Origin of the sequence: Micromonospora sp. NPDC049204 (assembly GCF_040647935.1) — a bacterium.
Taxonomy (GTDB): Bacteria; Actinomycetota; Actinomycetes; order Mycobacteriales; family Micromonosporaceae; genus Micromonospora.
Genome location: NZ_JBEZDC010000010.1, coordinates 116211 through 140847 on the forward strand (window position 1 = coordinate 116211; position 24637 = coordinate 140847).

17 protein-coding genes are annotated in these 24637 nt (G+C 70.9%); 9 read left to right on the forward strand and 8 right to left on the reverse strand.

The genetic code is table 11. The features are described from left to right. Positions 1-134 precede the first annotated feature (134 nt). Positions 135-554: a PPOX class F420-dependent oxidoreductase gene (locus tag AB0A90_RS20350; RefSeq protein ID WP_357249976.1), complete on the forward strand. Its 420-nt coding sequence runs from the start codon at positions 135-137 to the stop codon at positions 552-554. A 16-nt stretch (positions 555-570) separates the two neighbouring features. On the opposite strand, the gene AB0A90_RS20355 is transcribed toward AB0A90_RS20350, so the two are convergent. Continuing rightward, positions 571-1455, reverse strand: coding sequence for a bile acid:sodium symporter family protein (locus tag AB0A90_RS20355; RefSeq protein WP_357249979.1), 885 nt, complete (start codon positions 1453-1455; stop codon positions 571-573). Between the two features lie 146 nt (positions 1456-1601). On the opposite strand from AB0A90_RS20355, the gene AB0A90_RS20360 reads away from it, so the two are divergent. Together AB0A90_RS20360 and AB0A90_RS20365 are read left to right on the forward strand one after the other, a co-directional pair. After that, positions 1602-2927, forward strand: a complete 1326-nt coding sequence (locus tag AB0A90_RS20360; RefSeq protein WP_357249982.1) for a glycoside hydrolase family 18 protein — start codon at positions 1602-1604, stop codon at positions 2925-2927. 207 nt (positions 2928-3134) lie between these two features. Continuing rightward, a complete protein-coding gene (locus AB0A90_RS20365) occupies positions 3135-3893 on the forward strand; it encodes a VOC family protein (RefSeq protein WP_357249984.1) in 759 nt (252 codons plus the stop codon). 174 nt (positions 3894-4067) lie between these two features. Here AB0A90_RS20365 and AB0A90_RS20370 read toward each other — a convergent pair whose 3' ends face one another. After that, entirely contained in the window at positions 4068-4508 is a 441-nt protein-coding gene (locus tag AB0A90_RS20370) for a hypothetical protein (protein ID WP_357249987.1), read from the reverse strand. A gap of 128 nt (positions 4509-4636) precedes the next feature. Here AB0A90_RS20370 and AB0A90_RS20375 point away from each other — a divergent pair, with 128 nt between their 5' ends. Continuing rightward, positions 4637-7438: a M14 family zinc carboxypeptidase gene (locus tag AB0A90_RS20375; RefSeq protein WP_357249990.1), complete on the forward strand. Its 2802-nt coding sequence runs from the start codon at positions 4637-4639 to the stop codon at positions 7436-7438. 73 nt (positions 7439-7511) lie between these two features. Here the strand turns inward: AB0A90_RS20375 and AB0A90_RS20380 are convergent, their stop codons facing one another. The 5 genes from AB0A90_RS20380 to AB0A90_RS20400 all read right to left on the reverse strand — a co-directional run bounded on the left by AB0A90_RS20380 (position 7512) and on the right by AB0A90_RS20400 (position 18243). After that, the gene (locus AB0A90_RS20380; RefSeq protein ID WP_357249992.1) at positions 7512-7703 is read right to left on the reverse strand and encodes a DUF397 domain-containing protein; all 192 of its coding nucleotides are present in this window, start codon (positions 7701-7703) and stop codon (positions 7512-7514) included. Then, complete coding sequence (locus tag AB0A90_RS20385; protein ID WP_357249994.1) at positions 7694-8494, reverse strand: helix-turn-helix transcriptional regulator; 801 nt, start codon at positions 8492-8494, stop codon at positions 7694-7696. The genes AB0A90_RS20380 and AB0A90_RS20385 overlap by 10 nt, the downstream gene beginning before the upstream one ends. 291 nt (positions 8495-8785) lie before the next feature. Next, entirely contained in the window at positions 8786-13051 is a 4266-nt protein-coding gene (locus tag AB0A90_RS20390) for an FtsK/SpoIIIE domain-containing protein (protein ID WP_357249997.1), read from the reverse strand. A 10-nt stretch (positions 13052-13061) separates the two neighbouring features. After that, positions 13062-15578 (reverse strand): serine/threonine-protein kinase, encoded by a 2517-nt coding sequence (locus AB0A90_RS20395; protein ID WP_357250000.1) that lies wholly within the window; start codon positions 15576-15578, stop codon positions 13062-13064. A 124-nt stretch (positions 15579-15702) separates the two neighbouring features. Continuing rightward, complete coding sequence (locus AB0A90_RS20400; RefSeq protein ID WP_357250003.1) at positions 15703-18243, reverse strand: serine/threonine-protein kinase; 2541 nt, start codon at positions 18241-18243, stop codon at positions 15703-15705. Positions 18244-18412: 169 nt separating this feature from the next. Here AB0A90_RS20400 and AB0A90_RS20405 point away from each other — a divergent pair, with 169 nt between their 5' ends. Genes AB0A90_RS20405 through AB0A90_RS20420 form a run of 4 tightly spaced genes read left to right on the forward strand, consistent with a single transcriptional unit; the run spans position 18413 to position 20612 of the window. Further along, positions 18413-18724 carry a hypothetical protein gene (locus AB0A90_RS20405; RefSeq protein WP_357250006.1) on the forward strand — a complete coding sequence of 104 codons (312 nt, stop codon included), beginning with the start codon at positions 18413-18415 and terminating at the stop codon, positions 18722-18724. Continuing rightward, on the forward strand, positions 18717-19013 hold the full coding sequence (locus tag AB0A90_RS20410) for a WXG100 family type VII secretion target (RefSeq protein WP_357250008.1): 297 nt from the start codon (positions 18717-18719) through the stop codon (positions 19011-19013). The genes AB0A90_RS20405 and AB0A90_RS20410 overlap by 8 nt, the downstream gene beginning before the upstream one ends. Before the next feature lie 12 nt (positions 19014-19025). Continuing rightward, a complete protein-coding gene (locus AB0A90_RS20415; protein ID WP_357250011.1) occupies positions 19026-20138 on the forward strand; it encodes a hypothetical protein in 1113 nt (370 codons plus the stop codon). After that, positions 20139-20612 (forward strand): hypothetical protein, encoded by a 474-nt coding sequence (locus tag AB0A90_RS20420; RefSeq protein ID WP_357250013.1) that lies wholly within the window; start codon positions 20139-20141, stop codon positions 20610-20612. A gap of 62 nt (positions 20613-20674) precedes the next feature. Here the strand turns inward: AB0A90_RS20420 and AB0A90_RS20425 are convergent, their stop codons facing one another. Further along, complete coding sequence (locus AB0A90_RS20425; protein ID WP_357250016.1) at positions 20675-22735, reverse strand: cellulose binding domain-containing protein; 2061 nt, start codon at positions 22733-22735, stop codon at positions 20675-20677. A 446-nt stretch (positions 22736-23181) separates the two neighbouring features. Here AB0A90_RS20425 and AB0A90_RS20430 point away from each other — a divergent pair, with 446 nt between their 5' ends. Continuing rightward, a complete protein-coding gene (locus AB0A90_RS20430; protein WP_357250019.1) occupies positions 23182-24537 on the forward strand; it encodes a PHB depolymerase family esterase in 1356 nt (451 codons plus the stop codon). Positions 24538-24637 lie beyond the last annotated feature (100 nt).

The window sequence follows — 24637 nt, forward strand, 5'->3', positions numbered from 1 at the left end:
CGTACGAACCACCGGGTGGGGGTCACATCCGCTGCACGAGGTACTCCCTGCGATGTACCTGCCGGTCCACGCGTGATCGGAGCCCGCGGGTGCGTAACGTGCAGGGGTAAACGCCGACCCGACGAGGAGACTGCATGTCCAAGCCACCGCTTCCCGAGGCCGCGATCGCGATGCTCCGGAAGCCGAACCCGGCCGTGATGACCACGCTTCGCAACGGTGGTCAGCCGGTGTCCGCCGCCACCTGGTACCTGTGGGAGGACGGCCGGATCCTGGTGAACCTGGACGAGAGCCGCCGCCGGTTGCAGCACATCCGCAACGACCCGCGGGTGTCCCTGACCGTGCTCGACGAGGCCGGCTGGTACACCCATGTCAGCATCGTCGGGCACGTCGCCGAGCTGCGCGCCGACGAGGACCTGGCGGACATCGACCGGTTGTCGCTGCACTACACCGGCAACGCGTACCCGCGACGTGAGCGCGCCCGGGTCAGTGCCCTGATCGAGATCGACAGGTGGCACGGTTGGGGTTCGCTCAAGGACAACGACCAGGTCGGCTGACGGCTGATGCCGCTGGTCAGGGTGTGAGGCTGGCGGTGGACCGGGTGCCGGCGCGGGTCACCAGGTAGCCGAAGGCCGCCGCGGTGAAGAACATGACGATGCCGTAGACGGCACCCGGGATCGCCATCTGGGTGCTGTCGAGCAGCGCGGGGCTGAGCGCGATCGTGATGGCCAGGGTGCTGTTGTGGATGCCGATCTCGAACCCGGCGGCGGTCGCGGCGCGCCGGTCCACCCCGGCGAGCCGCGGCACCCCGTACCCGATCGCGAGGCTCAGCAGGTTGAACGCGAGCACGGCCAGGCCGACGGAGACGAAGTAGTCGGCGATGTTCTCCCGCTCGCCGAGGACGGCGCCGGCGATGACGGCGACGAGGACGACGACGGAGAGGATCCGGATCGGACGGTTCAGCCGTTCGGCGGCGTGCGGCACCCGGGCGCGGATCAGCATGCCGATCGCGACCGGGACGAGCACGATGGCGAAGACCTGCACCACCTTGTCGAACTGCAGTCCGATGCTGCGGCCGTCCGGCAGGAAGTACGCGGCCGACAGGTTGACCAGGATCGGCAGGGTGACCACGGCGAGCACCGAGTTGATGGCGGTCAGGGTGATGTTCAGGGCCACGTGACCACCGAACAGGTGGCTGTAGAGGTTGGCCGTCGTGCCGCCCGGTGAGGCGGCCAGCAACATCATGCCGACGGCCAACTCCGGTGCCAGGTCGAACGCGAGGACCAGTCCGAAGCAGAGCGCCGGCAGCACCAGCACCTGGCACACCAGCGCGATGACGGCGGCGCGTGGGTGCTGGGCCACCCGGCGGAAGTCCGTGCTGGTCAGGCCGAGACCCAGACCGAGCATGATGATGCCGAGGGCGATGGGCAGACCGATCAGGGTCAGGGCGGAGTCCATGGCACAACATCGTTACCAGCCGGTAACGCGTTAACAATCCCCCGTGTGGCCGGTCGACTCTTGACCGTGGAGTGTGATCGGCTTAACTTCATCAATCAGATAAGTGTCTTTACTAATTGTGCGTCAACCGTCGTGGGAGTGTGCCGATGCGACCATTCCGCCACCGCCGTGTCACCGCCGTCGTCGCCCTGGCGACCCTGCTGATCACCGCCACCCCGCCCCCCGCCGCCAGCGCCGGCGACCACCAGCAGCGCCGCGCCGGCTACCACCGGGTCGGCTACTTCACCCAGTGGGGCATCTACGGGCGAGCCTTCCCGGTCAAGAAGCTCGACACCTCCGGGGCGGCGAGCCGCCTCACCCACGTCAACTACGCCTTCGGCAACGTCAGTGAGGACGGCCGCTGCTACCTGGACGGCGGGCCGGGCGAGGGCGACGCCTGGGCCGACTACCAGCGTCCCGTCCCTGCGGAGGAGAGCGTCGACGGTGTCGCGGACGCCCCGGGGCAGGCGCTCAACGGCAACTTCGGCCAGCTCGCCAAGCTGAAGGCCAAGCACCCCAAGCTCCAGGTGCTGATCTCGCTGGGCGGCTGGAGCTGGTCGACGTACTTCTCCAACGCCGCCCGCACCGACGCCTCCCGCAAGGCGTTCGTCGCGTCCTGCGTCGACCTCTACCTCAAGGGCAACCTGCCGGGTGCCCCGGGCGCCGCCGCCGGCGTCTTCGACGGCATCGACCTCGACTGGGAGTGGCCCAACTGGGCGGGTGAGCCGGGCAACGTCATCCGCCCGGAGGACCGGGAGAACTTCACCAAGCTGCTGGCCGAGTTCCGCCGGCAGCTCGACGCGTACGGCCGCACGACCCGGACGCACCACCCGCTGACCGCGTTCCTGCCGGCCAACCCGGCCACCATGGACGCCGGCTACGAGGGCCGCAAGATCTTCAAGTACCTGGACTTCGCCACCGTGCAGGGCTACGACTTCCACGGCGGCTGGGAGGCGGTGGCCAACCAGCAGTCGGCGCTGCGCGTACCGGCGGGATCGCCGGACAACCCGGACTTCTCCGTCGAGGTGGCCATCGACGGCTGGATCGCCCGGGGCGCGCCGCGCGACAAGCTCGTGCTCGGCATCCCGTACTACGGTCGCGGTTGGACCGGCGTCACCGGCGGCGGCAACGGCCTCTTCGGGCCGGCCACCGGGCCGGCACCGGCCACCTTCGAGGCCGGCTACGAGGACTACAAGAACCTCAAGACCCTGGCCGGCAACGGCTACGCCGTGCACCGCGACCTGCGCGCCGGGCACGCCTGGCTCTTCGACGGTACGACGTTCTGGACGTACGACGATCCGGCGGTCGTCTTGCAGAAGACGCTCTACATCCGCCGGGCCGGCCTGGCCGGCGCGATGATCTGGTCGCTGGACGGAGACGACGACAACGCCACGTTGACCAGGACCATCGGCCTCGGCCTCACGACCTGGTAGGGGTATTCGATCCACCCGGCCCGCCGCCGGCCGACTCCTCGGCTGGCGGCGGGCCGGCGGGACCGTGCCGGGAACTGCCGCTGCGTCACGCCGTCGGGCCGCTGATACCCGACGTGCCGAGGTGGATGTCGATGTCGGCGGGCTCGGTCATCTGGTCGTACGCCTTGGTGCCGATGACCGAATGCCCGCTTTCCCTAGAATCGGGGCATGGCTCTGCGACCGGCTCATGTGAACATCAAGGCAGTCGATCCCGTCGCGGTCGGCGAGTTCTGGGCTCAGGCGCTCGGCTGGAACGCGTTCCACCCCGGCGTCACCACGTACGTCGGGCCCCGAGCCGAGCTCGTCTGGCCGGACCCGGACTTTCTGGGCATCGACATCGTCCCGGTCCCCGAGCCGAAGACAGCGACAACGAACCGCATGCGTCTCGAACTCGCCAGCAGCTCGCCCGGACACCGGGCCGAGCTGCTGGCCCGGTTGGAGAGGCTTGGCGCGAAACCCGCCGGCGCCGATCGGCTCGGCGCGTCCTGCGCCCTGCTGGCCGATCCGGAGGGCAACGAGTTCTGCGTACCAGGACCGCAGGAGACCGGCCGGGACACCGGCCCTATTTCCGCGGTGGTCATGGACTGCACCGACCCGCCCGCCATGGCTCGCTTCTGGAGCGCGGCGATCGACTGGCCCGTGGTTGCCGTCACCGGCGAGCGGGCCACCCTGCGGTCCGGCCGCGGCACCGGACCGGACCTCACCTTCGTCCGCGTCCCCGGCACCACGCCCACACTCGACCGGCTGCACCTCGACCTGCGGCCCGACACGGGCGACGACCAGGCCGCCCAGGCCGTTCGCCTGCGCGCGCTCGGTGCCGCCGATCTCGACGTGGGCCAGGGCGGCGACGTCTCCTGGATCTGCCTGACCGACCCAGACGGACATGAGCTCTGCGTCCTCGCCGCTCCCGGGGGCGAGTCCGGCTGATCAGGCCGGAACACCCGGGCGGTAGCGCTGGGTCGAGAACCCGACATCACTCCACTTCGGAGCGGTCTGCCGGATGTCCGCGCAGGGACCGATATCGGTCAGCGTGGTCCGGCGGACCGTCGACCCGTGAACGATCCTGGGGTACGGGCGGCGCGGTCGACCGGGTCGGGCGGCTCAGCTGTCGCTCGTCATGGCGGACGGTTGGCGATCGGGCAGCGCGCGCACGGCGGCCTCGATGAGCGCGGTCACCTGGTCCATGTCCCGCGCCTGACGGACGTCCACGTCGGCTGTCCACCCGTCGGGCCGGGCCAGCCGCACCGTCACGTCGTCCCGGCGGTGGATGAGCCAGCCGGCGACCGCCTGCACCAACACCATGGTGGCGCCCGCGTCGTCGACAGCGACCCGCAGCGGGTCCGTGCCGTCGGCCGGCGCCGCACCGGCCGGTGGCTGACTGGCCGGCGGCGACGTCACACCCTCGCGCAGCCGGTCCTCGGCGCGCAGCCAGGACGCCAGCGACCGCCGCGCATCGGCGGACGGAGAATCCGGATGGACCGAGAGCGCGATCATCTCCGACACGGCCTGCTCCTTCCAGACGACGATGAATCCACCCGTCATCCTGCCAGTCCGCATCCGGTCCGGCACGCCGAGTAGTGAACAGTGTCGATCAACCCTTGACCGTCGTGTCGGCCCGTTCATAGGCTCCGGCCACTGCGAGGCTGTTCCCGAGAAGGGAAACACGACACATGTCCCCATCGACGCGCCCGTTCTGGACGGTCCCCCCGAAGCGGCTGGCGAGTGCCGCCACGATCGCGCTCCTGCTCGGCCTGACTCCCCTGCTCGGCGGCACCTCGGCCGCGAGCGCCGCCCGCCCGTCCACCTGCAGCGACGACCCGACCGCACACCTGGGCACCGTGCCCGCACCGGAGGCCGTGTTCGGCTTCCCGCTCGGCGTGGGCCAGGAGCGGGTCGTCACCAACGAGGAGGTCCGCACCTACCTCGGGGCGGTGGACAGCGCCTCCGACCGGGTCGTCACCGGGGTGCTGGCCACCAGCGTGGCCGGGCAACCCCTGCCGTACGCGGTGGTGTCCAACGAACGCCACGTGCGGCCCGCCGCCCTGCGCCGGATCGCCGACGACGTACGGGACCTGCGTGATCCCCGTCGGACCAGCGCGCGGACGGCCGCCCGCACGGCGAAGGACAGCCCGGCGATCGTCTGGGTCACCGCGAACGTGCACGGCGGCGAGAAGAGCGGCACCGACGCGGCGCTCAAGACCCTGTACGAGTTGGCGGCGGGCCTGTCCTGCGAGGTCGCCCGGCGCAACGACAACCTGGTCACCATCATCGTGCCGACGCAGAACCCGGACGGCCGCGACGCGACCCGCCGGCAGAACGAGTTCGGCTTCGACCTGAACCGGGACTGGTTCGCCCGCACCCAGCAGGAGACCGACGGCAAGCTCGAACTGCTGCGCCGCTACCCGCCGCAGGTCTTCGTCGACGCCCACGAGATGGGTGGCAAGCAGTACTTCTTCCCGCCCAACGCCGACCCGATCCACCACGAGATCGCCGGCGAGGCGGTGGACTGGATCAACCGGATCGGCGAGGCCAACAAGGCCGGCTTCGGCTACAACGGCGCCTGCGACGACACCGCCTTCACCGAGTGCTATTTCAACTACGACACGTACGACATGTTCTTCATGGGTTACGGCGACACCGTGCCGACCACCGGCTTCGGCGCGGCCGGCATGACGTACGAGAAGGGCAGCGCGTCGGCCGTGGCCGACCGGGTGCAGCAGCAGTTCCACACCCAGTGGTCGACGTTGGGCTGGGCCGCCGCCAACAAGCGCGAGGTGCTCGACGGCTACTTCGACATCTGGACCGACGCCCTCGCCCAGGGCCGGACGGGCACCCTCGAACCGAACGAGGTGGTGCAGCCCACCAACGAGGTCCAGTTCCCGGTGCCCGACATCACGATCCGCTCGTACTTCCTGCTGCCCGACCGGCAACTCGCCGACGTCCGCCAACTCGTCGAGCGGCTGCGCCGGATGGACGTCGAGGTGTACGAGGTGCAGCAGGCGACCCGGGTCCCCACCGCACGGGTCTTCGGCGGGCGCAGCGCCACGAACGTGACAGTGCCCAAGGGCGCGTACTGGATCCCGATGGACCAGCCGCAGAAGCACTGGATCCAGGCCGTCATGGGCGAGGATCCCTACACGCCGTTCCCCTACTTCTACGACGTGTCGTCCTGGAGCAACCCGCTGCTGATGGGTGTCTCCACCATCTACACCGGCGACGCCGTCCGACCGAAGGCCCAGCTCGTCCGCGCGATCTCCGGCGGCCGGACCGCCCCGGCGTGGCCGTGGGGCTCGTACACGTACCCGCTCGACTCGGCGGCCGCCGCGGAGCTGACGTTCAGCCTGCTCGGTCGCGGCGTGCCGCTGGTTCGCGACCTGACGACCAGCCGGGTCGCCATCCCGGCGACCAAGCTGAGCCGCACTGTCGACGAGCTGGCCGAGTCGTTCGGGGTGACCCTCACCCCGGGCGGGCGGCCCACCGGCACCAGCCTGGCCCTGCCCGATGTCGGGCTGTTCCAGGGCACCGGCATCTCCACCACCGCCGGCTCGCACGGCGAGGCCCGCTACGTGCTCGGCAAGCGGTGGGGGCTCGACCTCACCCCGGTCACCACTGCCGACATCAACGACAACACCGAGGCGTTCACCGGTCGTACGGTGCTGCTGGTCCCGGACGGCAGCAGCCCGACCGGCGGTCTGACCGCCGCCGGCCAGGCCAACCTGCGCGCCTGGATCGCCCAGGGCCACACCTACGTGGGGCTGCGCAACGAGGGCACCCGGCTGGCCCGCGCCGCCGGGCTCACCTCCACCACCGAGAAGACCAAGCCGGCCGACTACCTGGTGATCGGCTCGCACCTGCGGGTCGACGTGGATACCGACAACCCGGTCGCCCTGGGCCGTCCGGCGGAGGACTTCGAGTTCAACAACAGCGACCCGGTCCTCAACCCGAGCACCACCGGCACGAACGTGCTCAGCTACCCGACGGGTGACACGTTCTGGGCCAACGGCTACACCGTCGGCGCGGACACCCTGAAGGGCACGGCCGCAGTGGTCGACGAGCCCACCGGCGCCGGTCGGGCGGTGCTGTTCGCGTTCAACCCGCTCTTCCGGGCGTACAACGAGAGTGGCCTGCACCTGGTGGCCAACGCGCTGCTCTACCCGGCGGGCGCGCCGGACGGCCGGCGCACGGCCGGTCTCGACCCGGCGCGCGCCAGCGCCGCCGCCGCGCCGGTCACCCCGGACCTCGGCGGCGGGTGGCGGCCGATCACCGTCGAGGTCGCGGCGAGCGACCTGCCGCGCGCCCGGGCCATCGTCGAACGCTTCACCACCGACGCGAGGACGTCCGCGAAGGACACCTCGGTGTACGTCGTGATCCCCAACCCGCAGGGCCTCCAGGTCGACGAACACCCGTTCGCGAGCGATCTGGTACGCGCGCTCCGCGACGCCAAGGTGCCGCTGCGGTCGGTGGTCGGCTGACGAACCCGCACAGCGGAAGCGCCCGTCCCCGTCGTCTCGGGGGCGGGCGCTTCGGTGTGTGTGCAGGGGTCGGTTACGACCGCCGGGCGACCTCGGTGACGAACGCCCGCCAGGCCACCGGCCCGAAGAGCAGAGCCGGCCCGGCGGGGTCCTTGGAGTCCCGCACACCGACGATGCCCGGCAGGTTGTCCGCAACTTCGACGCAGTCGCCACCGCTGGAGCCGCTTCGACTGGACTTTCGCCACGTAGCGCCGGTCAGGTCCATGACGTCACCACTTCCTTCATCAGCTCAGTTGACTGCCGCCGAGGTAGGGCCTCGTTCCGTACGGTCTCCCACTTCGATAGAAGCGTAGCCATGTCATCGTCGTTGTTGATGACCGCCCCGCCAAGCTGGTTCTCCAACTGGCCGACCCATTTGCCATCGGCGGCCCGCGCCAGGATGAACGGACCGGTGAGCCCGGCATGCATGCTCACGTCGCCCGGCACGACGTGGACACTGATGTTCGGACGCTCGACCAAGGTCAACAAGTGCGTGATCTGTCCGACCATGATCCCCCGAAAGTCCTCGCCCGCCCGTCGCAGCACCTCCTCGCCGATGACCGCAACGAATTGCGGTGCCTTCGGCTGGGTGAGGATCGACTGCCGGTCGAGCCGAGCCGCAAGTCGCTTATCGACTTCCTCGTCACCTAGCGTGTCGTCGCAGCGAATGACCGCTCGGGCGTAGTGCTCGGTCTGGAGTAGGCCAGGAATCAGAGACGGTTGCCAGGACCGAAGCTGAGTCGCGACGCGCTCGGCGTCCAACCACGGCAGAAACCAGGATGGCGCCCCCAGCTTCGCCACCATGCGCTCGAAGAGGCCGCCGTTCTTGAGTGCCCGGTCCGCGCCCTTGATGAAGTCCATCGTCAGCGCCCGCGTCTCGCTCTCCACGGCACTGACGTGGGAGGCGCTGAAACCCGCGCCTCGGCCGAACGACTCCTGCGTCATCCCGGCGGTCCCTCGTGCCCGGCGGATCTCGGTCACGATGAACGCGGCGAGCGTGTGCGGTAAGTCGGCCATTCAGCACTCCCCAAACCAGAAGATCGACTACTCGTGCCAGTGCCCGGCGTAGACCGTCTCGTCAGCGCGGCCCGAGGCCGGCGACCGGGAATTCACCGTCCGAGCGTAGTGGTATCCACAGCGGAGCGTCACCACCGGCGCGGCCGGAAGTTGGTTGATCCACTCGACTTTCCGGAAGTCGGGGTGTCCAAGGGCCGCCGACACCCCGACTTCCGGAAAGTCGAGTGGACCTTGCCGATTTTGCGCCACAGGGGGCGCCACCAGTGCCGGGTTGTGGCGGCTCGGTCGGTCCTAGGGCGCGGCCACCTGCACCAGCACCGGCGTACGGCCGGCCGCGAGGTAGCCCCGACCGGGCGGGCCGGTGAGGTACTGGTCGGGTTCGAGAGTGATGTTGTGGGCCACCGCCGCCGACCGGTTGGGCGGGACCAGCACGAGACGAGTTCCCGCCATCACGATCGCGTTGACCAGACGGGTGAGCGGGCTGGGGAAACCGGTCAGCAGGGGGGCGGCGTCCGCGGTGACGACAAGTGCCCGCCGTCCGCGAGCCGCGGGGCTGCTGATGTCGTCCAGCAACGTGGGGCTGCTCGCGAAGCCCTGTTCGCTGGGGAGCACGGCGATCCGGTCGACGTCGTCGACGACCACCGCGTACGGCTCGTCGCCGAAACCGGCGACGGCCTCGCGCAGGTCGCTGTCCTTGAACGTCGCACCGGTGAGCACCCGAAGCCCGGCGTCGTCGGGGAGCAGCCTCGGCAGCGGGGACTGGAGTGGGGCGACGGCGAGGACGCCGATCCCCCGCTGCCGTAGCGCGTGCACCATCGTGGCCGCCGCGGTGGTGCGGCCCGTGCCAGCAGCACCGGAGATCAGCAACAGGTGGGAGTCGGCGTGGAACAGGTCGGTGCCCACGGTGGTGTTGTCCGGCCCGCCGACGCCCAGCGGTATCCAGGTGGACAGCGCCCCGGTGTCGGCGCTCGACCCGAGTGCGGCCAGGTCGACGCGCGCGGGCAGAGCCGGGAACCGCCGGGGCAGCCGGTGCGCGGGTGCGTCGTGCGGTTCGACGGCGTCGGCGCTGCCGGATCGCGTCGGCAGGCACACCTGCACGTGCCGGCCGCTGCCGGCGTCGATGGCCCGTCCGGGGAGGGCGGGCGGGCTGGCCATGCCGGTCTGCAACTGCATCCGCCGGGTCTCCTCCTTGGGAAACGGCAGGAGCAGCCTCCGGTTGTAGAGGGTCGGCAGCCGGTGGTTGAGCATGTCCTGACCACCGAACGGCACGACGTGCACCCCGAGCGGAGCGCCCGCGGTGATGACGCCGCGCAGGGTGGCGAGCAGGGACGTCTCGACGAAGGCCGGGTCGCTGTGATCCTCGAAGTGCTCCCAACCGTCGACGACGACCACGATGTGCGGCCGTGCCTCGTCCGCCGGGGGCGCGCTGCCGGCACGGCGTTGGACCTCCTCGGCCAGCCAGGTGATCAGGCGACGGATCCGGTCGGGCTCCGCCGCGGAGAAGACCCCGCCGCAGTGCGGCAACGCCGCGTACTCGGCCAGGCCGGCCGGGTGCCGTTCCACGACGTACAGGTGGGCCTGGTCGGGTCGGAAGCGGGCGGCCAGGCCGGTGATCAGGGTGCGGGCCATCGTCGTTCGGCCGGACTGCGGACCACCGGCGACGAGCAGGCGGTCGACTCCGGCCAGGTCGAGGAAGTCCGCCGGTTGCGCCTGGCGCGCCGGGTCGTCGGCCAGGCCGAAGGGTACGGCGGTCGCCGGCGCGGCGGCGGTCCACCGCGCCGGCAGCTCGTCCACCGTCAGGGTGGCCGGCAGTGGGGGCAGAATCGGCCGGAAGGGCGCCGACAGCCCGGACCGATCCGCGGCGTCCTCGATCGCGGCGATGGTGAGGTCCTGGTCGGTGGGTCCCGCTCCCCCGGTGGGTGCGGCGCGCGGGCGAGGGGTGCCGAGGTCCGTCGGGTTCAGGGCGCGGACGACGGCCGGGGTGGCCCCACCGGTCGGCGGGGGGTCGCCGAGGTAGCCGGATTGGAACGGTTGCGGGATCCGGGACTCCGCAGTGGTGCACAGGATCAGGCCACGGCCGCGCAACGCGCCCGGGATGGTGGCGGCGTCGGGGACTCCGAGCACCTCCGTGCTGTCCGCCGGCTCGTTCTGGCGAAGGCTGATCCGCAGCGACACGTTGTTCTTCAACTCGGGCGAAAGCTTGCCCTGCAACGACTGCGTGGCCAGCACGAGGTGCATCCCGAGCGACCGCCCCTTCGCGGCGACGTTGACCAACTCCTTGACGAAGTCGGGCGCGGCGTCCAGGACCCGACCGAACTCGTCGAAGATCATCACCAGTCGGGGCAGCGGCGGCAGGTCCGCCCCCGCCAGGCGCTTCTGCCAGTACCTGTCGATCTCCCCGTCGTATCGGGCCAGCAGGGACTCCCGGCGGCTCACCTCCGCTCGGATCGAGGCGAGCACCCGGGCCGCCGCCGCGTCGTCGAACACGTCGGCGGCAGTCTCGCCGGTGGAGCGGATGAGCGCGACGACGTGCGGGCACCGTTCGAAGGGCAGAAAGGCGCTGCCGCCCTTGAAGTCGACGAGCACCAGGTTGAGTTCGTCCGGCCGGTTCGCCAACAGCAACGACGTGACCAGGGTCTGCAACAGGATGCTCTTGCCCGCGCCGGTCGCGCCGCCCAACATGGTGTGCGGTCCCTGGTCGGCGAGATCGACGTACACCGGTCCGGTCGCGTCCGCACCGAGCACGACGCGGGTCCGTGGACCCCGCCCCCGCTCCCAGAGCGCCCGCACATCGTCGCCGCTGGGCGCACCGAGGTCCAGGAGGTCGAGCAGGCGCACCGCACCGGGGATGGCCTGCTGGGCCGCCCCGAGTGTCGCCCGGTCCCGCATCGGGGCCAGTGCCCGCGCCAACCGCTCGGCGGTCATCGCGTCGAGCGTGTCGGCCCGGACCGTCACCGGCGGGCCGTCCGGGCTGCGAGTCACCCGTGCCGACTCCTCCGCCGTCTCGATCAGACCCCGGCACTCGTTCATGCTGTGCCGATCGGCGCAGATGAGGTGCACCCCGACCGCCGGACCGTCCCGCAGCACCTCGTCCATGCCCGGCAGGTCCCGCAGCGCCAACGCGCCGTCGAGGACGACGACCACGTCGTCGAACTGCTGCGGGCCGCGTTCGGCACGCCGCGTCGCGATGAGGGTACGCAGCTCCCGTACCCGGTCGGCCCGGGTCGCGGTCGTGTTGCCGACCCGGCAGGAGTACGTCGCCGTGTCCCCCGCGTCGACGTGCGGCAGCCAACGCGCCCAGGCCAGACGGCCCCCCTCATCGGCGCTGAGCAGCACCATCCGCAGGTCGTCCGGGCCACGCAGGGTGGCGAGCTGGACCAGCAGCCACCGCAGGACGGCCTGCACCGACTGCTCGGCGCCGGTCACCCCGAGCACGCCGATGGTGCGCAGGTCCACGGTGACCGGGACGGCCGACAGCCGCGGGGGGCGGAAGCCGGTCCAGGGCTCCCCGCGTACCGTCACCGATGCCGGCTCGTCGGCGACGCCGACCCGTACTGCCAGCGAGTGCGGTGCGGACGCCCGACGCGTCCACAGATCGACGCGGGCACCTCGGGCGATGTCGACGATCTCGGCCGGGCTCGGGGCGAGCGCCCGGCGGACCCGCTGCTCGGCGTCCACCTGGGTGGCGATCGTCGCGTCGACGACCTTCCGCGCCGCGGTGAACTCGGCCTCGCGCTCCGCATCCTGCTTGTTCTGCGCGTGCTGGTGCAGCAGCAACCCCCCGATGGAGACCGCAGCGCCGAGCAACAGGACGGGTGACTGCGTGAGCAGCGCGGCCCCCACGGATCCCGCGGCGCCCAGCAGGTACGCGGCCGCGACCGGGCCTCGGGTCACGCTCGGCTGAAACGGCAGGGTCACCTCGACGGTGGGGATCACCGGGGCGTGGCCGAACGCACGGTCGAAGTCGAGTCGACCGTCCGGGGCTCGGACGAGTCGCCGCGCCCCAGGCGGCACCGGGGTCCACCGCAGCTCGTTGCCGCCGATCTGGAGCACGGTGTTCGGCGCGACGACGGCCCGCTCGGCGATCCGCACGCCATCGACGTACGTACCGTTGCTCGATCCGCCGTCGGTGACCGTGGCCGTGCCATCCGGGGCGACCTCCAGCAGCGCGTGCGTGTCCCGGGAGACGTCGGTGTCCCGCAGTGGCAACGCCGCCGCGGAACGACGAGCTATCGGGTGGATCCCGGCGCGCAGGGCGACGGCCAGGCCGGCGTCCGGGCCGCCCAGCACCTCCAGCACACCCGCTGCGCCATCGGTGGCCAGGCGGCCGACCGGCCCGGGTCCGCCCACGCTGAGCACCGAGCCGCGCAGCAGTGGACTGTTGCCCAGGCTCGCGGCCGGGTCCAACGCGACGGCTCCGACGAAGCAGCGCCGGCCCGCCACGGAGACGGGCAGCCCCGCGAGCACGGACCGCACGCTGCTGGTGGGCGCGGCGATCACCTCGACATCGTGTGCGGTCCCGGTACTGCGGTCCCACACGGTCAGACGCAGGATCATGATTGTGCCCTCACCTGTCCGAGCCGTACGTCCACAACCGCAGCCCCTCATTCCCGCCCAGCGCGGCAGCGCCGGCCGGGCTCAGCGCCACCACATCGGAGGCCAGGTCAGGGCCGGTGAAGGGTCCCGGCCGGTACACGTGCGCCGTCCGGCCGGTCGTGGTGTGCCAGACTCTGATCTCGTCCCGACGAGCGGCGACGAAGAGGTCGTCCGGGCCGAATGCCGTGGCACTGGGCGTGCCCGCGTCGCTGACCAGGGTGGCCAGGATCGTGTTGGAGCCCGTGGCGCGGATCAGCACCTCCCCGTCGGTGGTGACGTCCGCCCACGGCGTGACCGGGCCGTCGATGCGGGGTGCGTCCTGGCCACTGGCGGTCTGCCAGGCACGCAGGGCACCCCGCTGGTCGAGCGTCATGAGCACCTGACCGTCCTGGCTGAAGCGGATGGTCCGGACGTCCGCCTGCCGGGTGACCAGGTCGATACGGCTGTCCGGAGACAACAGGGGCCACACCTTGACGTCGCCGTCACCGAGGGCTGCCAGGCTGGTCCCCTGCGGGGTGAACAGCAGGCTGGAGACGCCGTGTCCGACGGTCAGCGTGGTCGTGTTCCGCAGACTGGCGACGTCCCAGAGCTTGACGACGCCGTCCTCCCCACCGCTGGCGAGCGTCTTCCCGTCCGGGCTGAAAGCCATGACGTTGATCTTGTTGGCATGCCCCGGAATGACGGCCCTGGCCCTGCGGTCGGCGACGTCCCACAGCGTGATGCCGAACGTCTCGGTGTTCGCACTGGCGAGGGTCGCGCCGTCCGGGCTGAACGCCACCGCGCTGACGGGCTCGTCGCGCAGCGCCACCAGTGCCGCCTGCCGCTGGTGGAGGTACAGGTGACCGCTCACGATCAGGCCCGCCACCACCACGACGGACAGCACCGCCCACGGCCGCCGCGACCCGAGCGGTCGGAGGGCACGCGGTGACCAGCCCGGCACCTCGCGCGACCGATCGGTGATCCGGACGTGGCCCGGCGCTGCGACCCGCAGCTTGTCGACCAGCTGCGCCGGGCCGACCCCGACATCGCCGACGACCCAGACCGGGCGCTTGCCGTCCTCTTCGTGGAGGACTCCGGTGCTCCTCCACGCGTCGGTGCTGGACACCGGTACGCCGGCTGTCAGCTCGACGCCGATCCGGCTGTGCGTGGTGGACGGGTCAGCTCCCGGCCACACCGCGATGCTGGCGACGTTTTTCCACAGCACCTCCTGTGGCGAGCCTCCACCGCCGTCGAACCGCACGGAACGGCTGCCCACGATCAGCTTGCCGTGCGGAGGATCGACGATGCTCCAGAGCATCCAGACCCCCACCATCGGTGGCAGGAGGACGGCTGGGATCACCGTTGATCCGGGCAGACCCAGGATCGACACCACGCTGACGACCAGAAGGGTCACCCAGAGCACGCCGCCGAGAAGAGCCAGCCGAACGACGACGTTGATCCGGCGGATCCGCCCGGGCACCGCGACCACGAAACCGGTCGCCGACGAGGCGGTCGGGTGGGCCGCCGCCGGTCGCTGACGAGGTGGTGGAGGGCCGGCCGGCTGCACGGTCGTGGCCTGCCGCTCCCAGGACTCACCCTCCGGCTCGGGGTCGCTGTCCGCGGGATCGGGTCGTTCGGGCTCCTGGGCTGCTGGGCTGTCCCGCCCGCCGGTGACGCTCGCGCTGACCGGGACGTCGAGAAGGCCACGAGCCTGCTCGACGGTGAGCCGTTGCGCCACGTCGCGGGTGAGCAGGCCGGCGATCACGGTGGACAGCGGCTCCCCGCACCGGATGACCGGCAGGTCGTCGTACAGGACGGCGTGCAGGGTGGCCGCGGTGGAGACACCCTCGAACGGAAGCTCGCCGGTGACGGCCTGGGCGAGGGTCACACCCGCCGACCACAGGTCGCTCGCCGGCGTGGGATCGCTGCCGTGGAACAGCTCCGGAGCGAGGTAACCGGTCGAGCCCATCATTCCGTGGCGGGTCAGGCGGGCATCACCCGCGGCGCGCGCGATGCCGAAGTCGAGCAGCTTCACCTGGTCACCGGCCAGCACCATGATGTTGCCGGGTTTGACGTCCCGGTGCACCACACCGACCGCGTGCGCGGCCTTCAGCGCGTCCAGCACGCGTACGGCGACGGCCCGTACCCGATCGGGTGGCAACGCCCCCTCCCGATCGAGGAGATCGGCGAGCGTCGGAGCGTCCACCAACTCCGTCACGATGTAGGCGGCCTCGTCGTCGGCGGTCGCCGGCACGAGATCGTAGACCGCGACGACGGCCGGATGGTTGATCAGCCCGGCGGTACGCGCCTCGCGCAGCGCCCGCTCCCCGAACAACCGGCGATCCTCGCCGGGCAGGCCGACGGGAGCGCGGATCTCCTTGACCGCGACGGTGCGCCCGATCAGCTCGTCGGTCGCCCGCCAGACCACACCCATGCCACCCCGGCCGAGGACGCTCTCCAGCCGGTAACGCTTTGCAACGAGCCGCTGCGCCGGCCGGGGATCTGACACCCTCGTGCTCCTCGCCATCGACCACTACAGTCGGTGCGAACGATACCCCGACCACTGGCGCGACGATGTCCGTCCATTATGGAGCCGGGCCTGACATCGTGGCTGGTGCGGACCCGGCTGGATGTCAGCTGGCCGAGCCGTACGTCCACAGCCAGAGACCCTCGGTGCCGGCGAACGCGGCAATGCCGGCGGGGCTCATCGCCACGGCGTCGGACGACACCTCCTGGGCGGGGAAGATGCCCGGCTTGTAGAGGTGCGCGGTGCGGCCCGTCGACGTGTGCCAGATCCGGATCTCGTCCAGGCTGGCGCCGATGAAGAGGTCCTTCGGGCCGAAGGCGGTGGCATCGAACGTCGCGCTCGAATCGCCGACCAGGGTGGCCACGATCTGGTTGGAGCCGGGTGTACGGAGCAGCACCTTCGAGTCACGGGTGGCCTCAACCCAGGGTGTGACAGCCCCGTCGACGCGAGTGGTCGGAAGGCCGCTGGCGGTCTCCCACGCGCGCGGGACTCCCTTCGGGCCGAGGGCGATGAGCACCTGCCCGTCCGAGGTGAAGCGGATCGCCTCAGCCTCGATCGGCCCGGCCGCCGGGTCGGATGACAGCTCGACGGGCCTGTCCGGGGAGGACAGTCGCCACAACTTGACATCGCTGTAGCCGAGCGCGCCGATGAGGTCCCCCGAGGGGGAGAACAGCACGTCTTCGACGGTGCCGCCTTGGTTGAAGGTGAGCGTTCCGGTGTTCTGCCGGCTGGCGACGTCCCAGAGTTTGACGGCACCGTCGTCCCCACCGCTGGCAAGCGTCTTGCCGTCCGGACTGAACCGGAGAACGTTGATCTCCTTGGTGTGCCCGGGGATGGTGGCCACGGCCCGACGGGCGGCGACGTCCCAGAACGTGATGCTGAACGTGTCGCTGTTGGCGGTCACGAGCGTGGTGCTGTCCCCGCTGAACGCCAACGCGCTGGCCGGCTGGCGGTCGAGCTCCACCATGGCCGAGCGATGGTGCCGGAGATAGAGGTGACCGGTCACGATCAGGGCGGTCAGCAGCACGAAAGACACCACCGCAAAGGGCCACCGCCGGCCGAGCGGCAGGAAGGCGCGGGTCGAGCCGTCCGGCGTGTCCTCGGTCGGACCGACGACCCGCACGTGACCGGGAGCGACGGCACCCAGTTCGTCGACGAGGACCGTGGGACTGACCTCCAGGTCACCGACGGTCCAGACGGGACCACGGCCGTCCTGCTCGTGCAGCACCCCGCGGGCTTTCCACCGCGTCGTCGTCTCCGGCGGCGCATCCGGCGTCAGCTCGACGCCGATCCTGGAGCGCTTGGCGGACCGGCCGGCACCGGGACCGACCGTGATGGCGGCGATGTGCGCCCAGAGCACATGCATCGGGGTCCCACGCCAGAAGTGCGTCCGGATGGAGCGGGCGCTCAGGTGGAGCCAGCCGTGCGGCGGGTTGACGACGGTCACCAGCAGGCCGACCCCCACCACCAGCCCGATGAGGACGACCGGGATCAGGGTCCAGTCGGGTCGACCCTGCACCAGCAGCAGGGTGGCAAGCAGGCCGGTCACCCACAGGGCGGCGCCGAGCAGGACGATCCGGGCGCCGATGTTGGCGATGAGGGTCGCCCTCGGCACCACGGCCAGGAAGTTGACTGCCGGCTGCTCCGCCGCCGACGCGGGTGACTCGTCCGGGCCGGGCCGCTGGCGAGGTGGCGGAGGCCCGGCCGGCTGCACGGTCGTGGCATGCCGCTCCCAGGCTTCGTCCACCGGTGTGGGGCCGCGGCCGGCGGGAGCGGGCTCCGCGGCTGCGCGGCTGTCGCGCCGCCCGGGTGCGCCCGCGCTCACCGGGGCGTCCAGGAGGTCACGGGCCTGCTCGACGGTCAACCGTTGGGCCACGTCACGGGTGAGCAGACCGGCGATCACCGTGGCCAGCGGCTCCCCGCACTCGATGGCCGGCAGGTCGTCGTAGAGAACCGCGTGCAGGGTGGCCGCTGTCGACGCCCCCTCGAACGGGAGCTCACCGGTCACGGCCTGGGCGAGCGTCACGCCCACCGACCACAGATCAGCGGCCGGCGTGGGGTCGTCGCCGTGGAACAGCTCCGGAGCGAGGTAACCGGTCGACCCCATCATCCCCTGGCGGGTCAGGCGGGTGTCCCCCGCCGCGTGCGCGATGCCGAAGTCGAGCAGCTTCACCTCGTCACCCGGAAGCACCATGATGTTGCCCGGTTTGACGTCCCGGTGCACCACACCGACCGCGTGCGCGGCCTTCAACGCGTCCAGCACACGAACGGCGATGGTGGTCACCCGATCCGGCGGCAAGGCCCCATCCCGATCGAGGAGATCGGCAAGCGTCGGGGCGTCCACCAGCTCCGTCACGATGTAGACGGCCTCGTCGTCACCGCTGGCCGGCACCACGTCGTGGATCGCCACGACCGCCGGATGGTTGATGCGCCCCGCGCTGCGGGCCTCGCGCAGCGCCCGCTCCGCGAACCGCTGACGCTCCTCGGTCGGAAGCCCGAGGGGTACGCGGACCTCCTTGACCGCGACCGCGCGCCCCATCAGCTCGTCGGTCGCCCGCCAGACCACCCCCATCCCGCCGCGGCCGAGGACACTCTCCAACCGGTAACGCCCCGCGATGAGCTGGTGCGGCGACTGCGGATTCGGCACCTTCGCGCTCCTTGCCATCGGGCATTACAGTCGGTGCGAACCATACTCCGGCCGATCGCACCGTGTTGTCCGTCCACATAGGAGCGGATCGACGTCTCGCGCCTGGTGCGGCGGGCGATGGGGCTGGGTTCGACCGGGGCAGGCGCGACTCTCAGGAGGGCACGGGGCGATGGCGACCGGGTTCGGTTTCGACAGGGACGCGGTCCTCCAGGCCGTACAGCAACTGACCGGAGTGCGCTCCGGGCTGGAGTCGACCCGCCAGCAGGCCCGACAACTGTCCGCGACCGGCTCCCGCGACGTCGACCTGGCCCTCCACGATTTCACCAACGCCGCGATCCAGCATCAGGCCGGCCTGGTGGCCGCGGTGTCAGCCGCCGCGGACCGGCTCGACGACGTGGTCACCGGCCACGCCCAGCTCGACAGCGCACTGGGCAGTCAGCTGTCGACCAACCAACAAGCGAAGGGGAAAGTCAATGAGTGACGTCAGCGTCGGTTACGAGGGTCTCCAGTCGGCGGCCCGCACCCTGACCACGGGGCAGGAGGAGATGACCCAGAAGTTGAACGCCCTGAAGTCGATGATCGACCAACTGGTCAACAGCGAGTTCCGCACCCAACTGGCCTCGGGTCGTTTCCAGGACTCCTACCAGCAGTGGACCACCGGTGCGCAGAACATGATCGGCGGCCTGGAGGGCATGTCCACGTTCCTGGTCGGCGTCGTCCGCGAGCACCAGGACCTGGACGCCAGGCTGGCCGGGGGCATCAACGGCTGATCACCGGCCGACATGGAACAGTGGCAGGTCCTCAGCATCTACGACGGCGATCCGACCCCGGGCTCGCCAGCCTCGATCAACGCCATGGTGACCGCCTTCAGGCGCCGCGCGGCGGAGTTCAGCGGGCACACCGCACGGCTCAGGTCCGTCGCGGCCAACAGTGGCGCCATGAGCTTGCGGGGCGACTATGCCGCGACCATCGATCGTGAGCTCGGGCGACTACCCGGCGATGCGAAGGTCCTGTCCGACGCGTATCTGGCCTGCGCGACGGCCCTGTCGGCGTTCGCGGACGATCTCATTCGGCTGCAAGTGCAGTCGCGCGACGCACTGCGCATCGGGATGACGGCAGACAGCCAGTACCGGGCCATGCTCCAGCAGTTCTGCGGCCTGACCGGTATGCGCACCTACGGGCCGGGGGTCTGGCGTGGACTGAACGAGTCGTACGCGGCACGGGCGCCGGAACAGGTGCGCCCGCAGGCCTTCGTCATTGCCCGCAACGCGGCGCTCTGCGAGACCGAGCGCGAACGCGCGAGAGTTTCCGCGCTTCAGGCGGGAAGCCGCTATGAGGCTGCCGCAGCTCGCTGTGCCCAGGCCATCAGGTCCGTCGGACTGCGACCGACGTCGGCGGGCGCGCAGCGGGTGACGGCGGGATCCGGAGCCTCCCAGGCCATGCCGACCCCGACGTCCACGCCACCCACCCGGCGTGTCGCCGGTATCGCCGGCAAGATACCCCTCAAGCCGGTTCATGACCGGCACTACCTCAACCGCATCAGGCCGAATAATCCGGTCAAGCCGTTCAACACGGTGGTCCTGCCCGGCACGGACGTCGCGCAGGATCTGGCCGACATCGCCGCTGGCCTCGCCACCTGGGTGGCGGACCGCAGTCGTTACGTGGTGAACGGTCGCACCTACGGCGTCGAGGACAAGGGTACGGTCTTTCCGGAGAGCGGGCCTGGCCTGGAGCGGTTGGAGCGGTTGGAGTACAAGGCGTTGAAGACGTACATCAAGTTCGGCGGCGACCTCGATGCGGCAAATGTCGAGTTGGTCAAGGATCCATACATCACACCTGCCCACCGGGAGCGCGCGATGGAGGTCTTCCGCCTGCACAAGAAATACCGGGGGTAGGTGTTGGTCTACCAGATTCAGTTCGAGGGTGAGATCCCCGCAGCCGATCTGCGGCGGTTCCTCGCGGACAGCTATGGCATCGCGCCGGAGTCGATCTATGTCGGTCGGATCGAGGACCGATCGCCTGGCGACCCCCGACCGGTCGCCATGTTCACTCCTCCCGACGACGACGAGGAGTTCGGCTGGGCGCTGATCGGCGACACCGAGCTCGTCGACGCCACCGGCCTGGGGGAACGGGAGCTGGCCGTTGCCCTGGCCCGCGCCTTCCGGGTTCGGGCGCTTGTCGACGACGGCAGCCACTATCCCGACAGGTGGCTCCTGGTCAGCGCCGATGGCAGCAGTGGCCGGGTGCTCACGGACGAGGACGCCGCAGCCGACGGTGACCTGCGGATCGTGCACGCACTCGAACCGATCAGTGGCGAGCCCCAGCTCGCCGTCGTGCCGCCGCGGGACTGGTCCCGCGACGACGACTGACCAGACGGTGACCACCGGTGCCGGCTGGCCCGAGCGCACGGGCCAGCCGGACCACGGCCGTGTCAGCCGGTCGTGCAGACGGTGCCGTTGAGGGTGAACGCCGTGGGCAGCACGTTCGGCCCGCCGTACGCCCCGACGAAGCCGGCGCTCACGCTGCCGCCGGCGGCGATCTGCCGGTTGTCGACGGTGGGCGTGACCCGCACGGCGGTGCCGGTCTGCTCCCAGGTGGCGCTCCAACCGCTGCTCACCTGCTGCCAGCCGGTCGGCCACGTCCAGGTGAGCGTCCAGCCGTTGATCGGGCTGGTCCCGTTGTTGCTGATCTCGACGCCGCCGATGTAGCCGTTGCCCCAGTCGTTGTTCGTGGTGAAGCGGACGGTGCACGCACCCTCGGCGGGGCTGCCGGTGGCGAAGGTGAGCGGTGGTGAGGCCCAGGACACCCGGCCGGCGGTGTCGCGGGCCAGCACGTTGACCGTGTATCTGCTGCCCGGCACCAGGTTGCCGACCGTGAAAGAGGTGCTCGTCGTCTCGCCGAGCTGCTCGCTGACCGCGCCGTACTGCCGGTGCACCTCGTACTTGGCGATCGGGCTGCGGCCCGGCGTGGCCGCCGGCCAGGAGATCGTCGCGGCGCGGTCGGTGATCTCGCCGGCGGTGGGCTGGCCCGGCGCCGACGGGCGGCCGACGGCCGCGTCGGCCGGGCGCAGCACGAGCGTCGTCAACGAGTACGCCGGCAGCGTCCGACTGGTCGCGGAGCCGGACTGGCTGGTGGCGATGCCGGTGGCGCCGTTGGTGAGGGTGGCGACGGTCGGCGCGGCGGCGGACGGGGTGAACCCGGCGTAGTCGATGGCGACCTCGTGCGCCGCGTCCGGGTCCTTGTTGACCAGCAGTACCGCGAGATCGCCGTTGCTCCGGCGCACGGCGTGCGCGCTGACCAGCGGCTCGTCGGTGCCGGCGCGGATGAACTGGTCGCCGGCCTTGGCGAACAGCTTCATCATGCCCAGCCCGTGGTACGGGGCGAACGGTGTGTTCAGTGGTGGCTCGCAGACCGAGCCGTCCGCCGTGCAGGTGCCGCTGGAGAGCATTCCGAAGTCGTTGTAGTCGGTCTGGCCGGCCACCTCCGACACGGTGCCGATGCCGTTGTGCACGTTCCACCAGTGCACGGTGAAGACGCCGTTCGCCAGCAGTTCGCTGTAGGCGTCGGCCAGGAAGAGCGCGGCCGGTTGGGTGGTCCGGCCGGCGTCGACGTTCAGCTCGGTGAGGCTGATGCCGATGCGGTCGGCGTTCGGGCCGGCGTACCTGCTGATCTGCTGCCGCAGCAGGTAGGTCGCGTCGGGGATGTGGTTGGTGCGGGCCAGGGACTCGGCGGCGGTGCCGCCCGGGTACCAGTGCACGTCCACGAAGTCGATCTTCGGGCCGGCGAGGGAGAGCACTGTCTGGTTCCACGGGCCGGGGTCGCTGCCGGCGGTGATCCCGTCCGGCCAGTTGCCCGGCATCGTCAGCACCGCCCCGACCTTGACGCTCGGGTCGACCGCCTTCATGGCGTCGGCGTACTCGACGACCAGGCGCGCGTACTGCGCCGCGCTCTTGTCCGGGTGGTCGTCCGCCTCCCACGCGGACCCGTAGTGGCCGTTGCCGTAGTTCTCGTTGCCGACGGTCCAGTACCGCGCGCCGTAGCCCTTCGTCACGTTGGCGTACCGCACCCAGTCGGCCGCCTCGGCCGGGGTCCCGGTGCCGTAGTTCGCGATGATCATTGGCTGTGCGCCGACCCGCTGGGCCGCCGCCATGAACGTGTCGAAGTCGGTTCCCGGCGCGACGTAGCCGCCGGGCGCGGTGTGGTCCTGCCAGTGGTAGATGTCGGCGTACGAGCCGCCGGGGTACCGCATCATCTGCACGCCTGCGTCGCGCAGCAGGTCCGACGTCTCCGTGGTGCCCAGGTTCTGGTCCCAGATGGCGTGGTTGACGCCCAGCGCGGTGTCGGGCACGGTCGCCAGCCCCGCGCGGGCGTTGACTGTCACGGTGACCGGGTCGGGGGCCGCGCTGGCCGCCGGTGGGTTGATGCCGGCGAGCGCGGTCGCGGCGAGCAGCGCGCTCGCCACCAAAGACGCGCGCCTCTTCTGGTTCTGCATGGGCTGGGGTTCCTTTGCGGGAGTGAGTGCACGGATGGCTCTCGGCGGTCCATCGCTCGTCGCACCCGTCCCCCAGCACCCGTATCGGATCCTGGTTGCCCTGGACGGACATCGGCTCCGCGCGCGGGCGGTCATCGACGCACAAGAATGTCACGGCCGGATCGGGAACCTCAAGGCCGGCCGGTCGACTGACGTCATACGTTACAGCTTGACGAACGGCATGTTATCGCTCACAGTCGATGTCGAGGCGAACAGCGTTCGCGGGTTGCCGGGAGAGCCCCCGCTGGTCAGCCTCGGCATCACGACGCCCCCCGGGCATGCGGGGCGTCGCATCAGGACTTCACCGCGGCCGCCGACGACGCGCGGCGGACGACGCGCGTCCGCACCCCCACCCGAGCACTCCGTGCTGCCGCCGAGTCCCCGACCCAGCACCAGAGGAAGCGCCGATGAAATCAAGGATCGCACTGCTGGCCGCCGCGCTCGCGACGGCCCTGGCGACGATGACGGCCGTGGTCACGGTCGCCACCCCAGCGTCGGCCGCGACGCTCACCCAGGTGACCAACTTCGGCACCAACCCGACGAACCTCCAGATGCACCTGTACGTGCCGGACCGGGTCGCCGCCCAGCCGGCCCTCCTCCTCGCCCTGCACTACTGCACCGGCAGTGGCCCGGCGGTGCACTCCGGTTTCGGGCTCAGCACCCTCGCCGACCGCTACGGCTTCATCGTGATCTACCCGTCGGTGACCCGCAGCAGCAAGTGTTGGGACGTCTCCTCCCCGCAGGCGTTGCGGCGCGACGGCGGCAGCGACCCCATCGGCCTCAAGTCCATGGTCGACTATGTCCGGGGCCGCTACCCGGTCGATGCCAACCGGATCGCCGTCGGTGGGTTCTCCTCCGGCGCCATGATGACGAACGTCATGGCCGGCCTCTACCCGGACCTGTTCAACGCCGGGTTCAGTTCCTCCGGGGTTCCGTTCGGCTGCTTCGCCACCACCAACGGCGCCGAGTGGAACAGCGAGTGTTCCGGTGGGCGCATCGTCCGGACCCCGCAGCAGTGGGGCGATCTGGTGCGCAACGCCTACCCCGGCTACACCGGCAAACGCCCCCGGATGCAGATCTGGCACGGCACCACGGACACCACGCTGAGCTACGTCAACTTCGGCGAACAGATCAAGCAGTGGACAAACGTCCAAGGGGTGTCCCAGACCCCCGCCTACACCGACTCCCCGCAGACCAGCGCCACCCGCACCCGGTACGGGGGCACCGGCGGCACGGCACCTGTCGAGGCCATCAGCTTCCAGGGGTACGGCCACTCCATCCCGTTCGACGCCGCGCAGGCCGTCCGGTTCCTCGGTCTCGACACCACGAGTCCCACCACACCGCCGCCGAACCCGACCACGCCGCCGCCGGGCGGCACGGCCGGGCCGCTGCGCAACGTCAACGCCGGTCGCTGCCTGGACGTCCCGTCGAGGTCACAGACGAACGGCACCCAGGTGGCGCTGTGGGACTGCAACGGTGGCACCAACCAGCAGTGGACGCCGACCGCCGCGAGACAACTCCAGGTGTACGGCACGAAGTGCCTGGACGCCGAGGCCGCGGGGACCACGTCGGGCACCCGGGTGATCATCTGGGACTGCAACGGCGGCACCAACCAGCAGTGGAACCTCAACACCGACGGTACGGTCACCGGCGTGCAGTCCGGCCTGTGCCTCGCACCGAACGCCGCCGGCACCGCCAACGGCGCCCAGTTGGTCCTCTCGACCTGCAACGGCGGGAACAGCCAGCGGTGGACCCGCAGTTGAACCGGCGCGCCCTCCGTCGGTCGCGCCGCGAGAGCGCGGCGACGACGTGAGGTCAGCCGGCCGCGGGGGGCCGGGGGGGGGGGAGGGCGGGGGCGGGGGC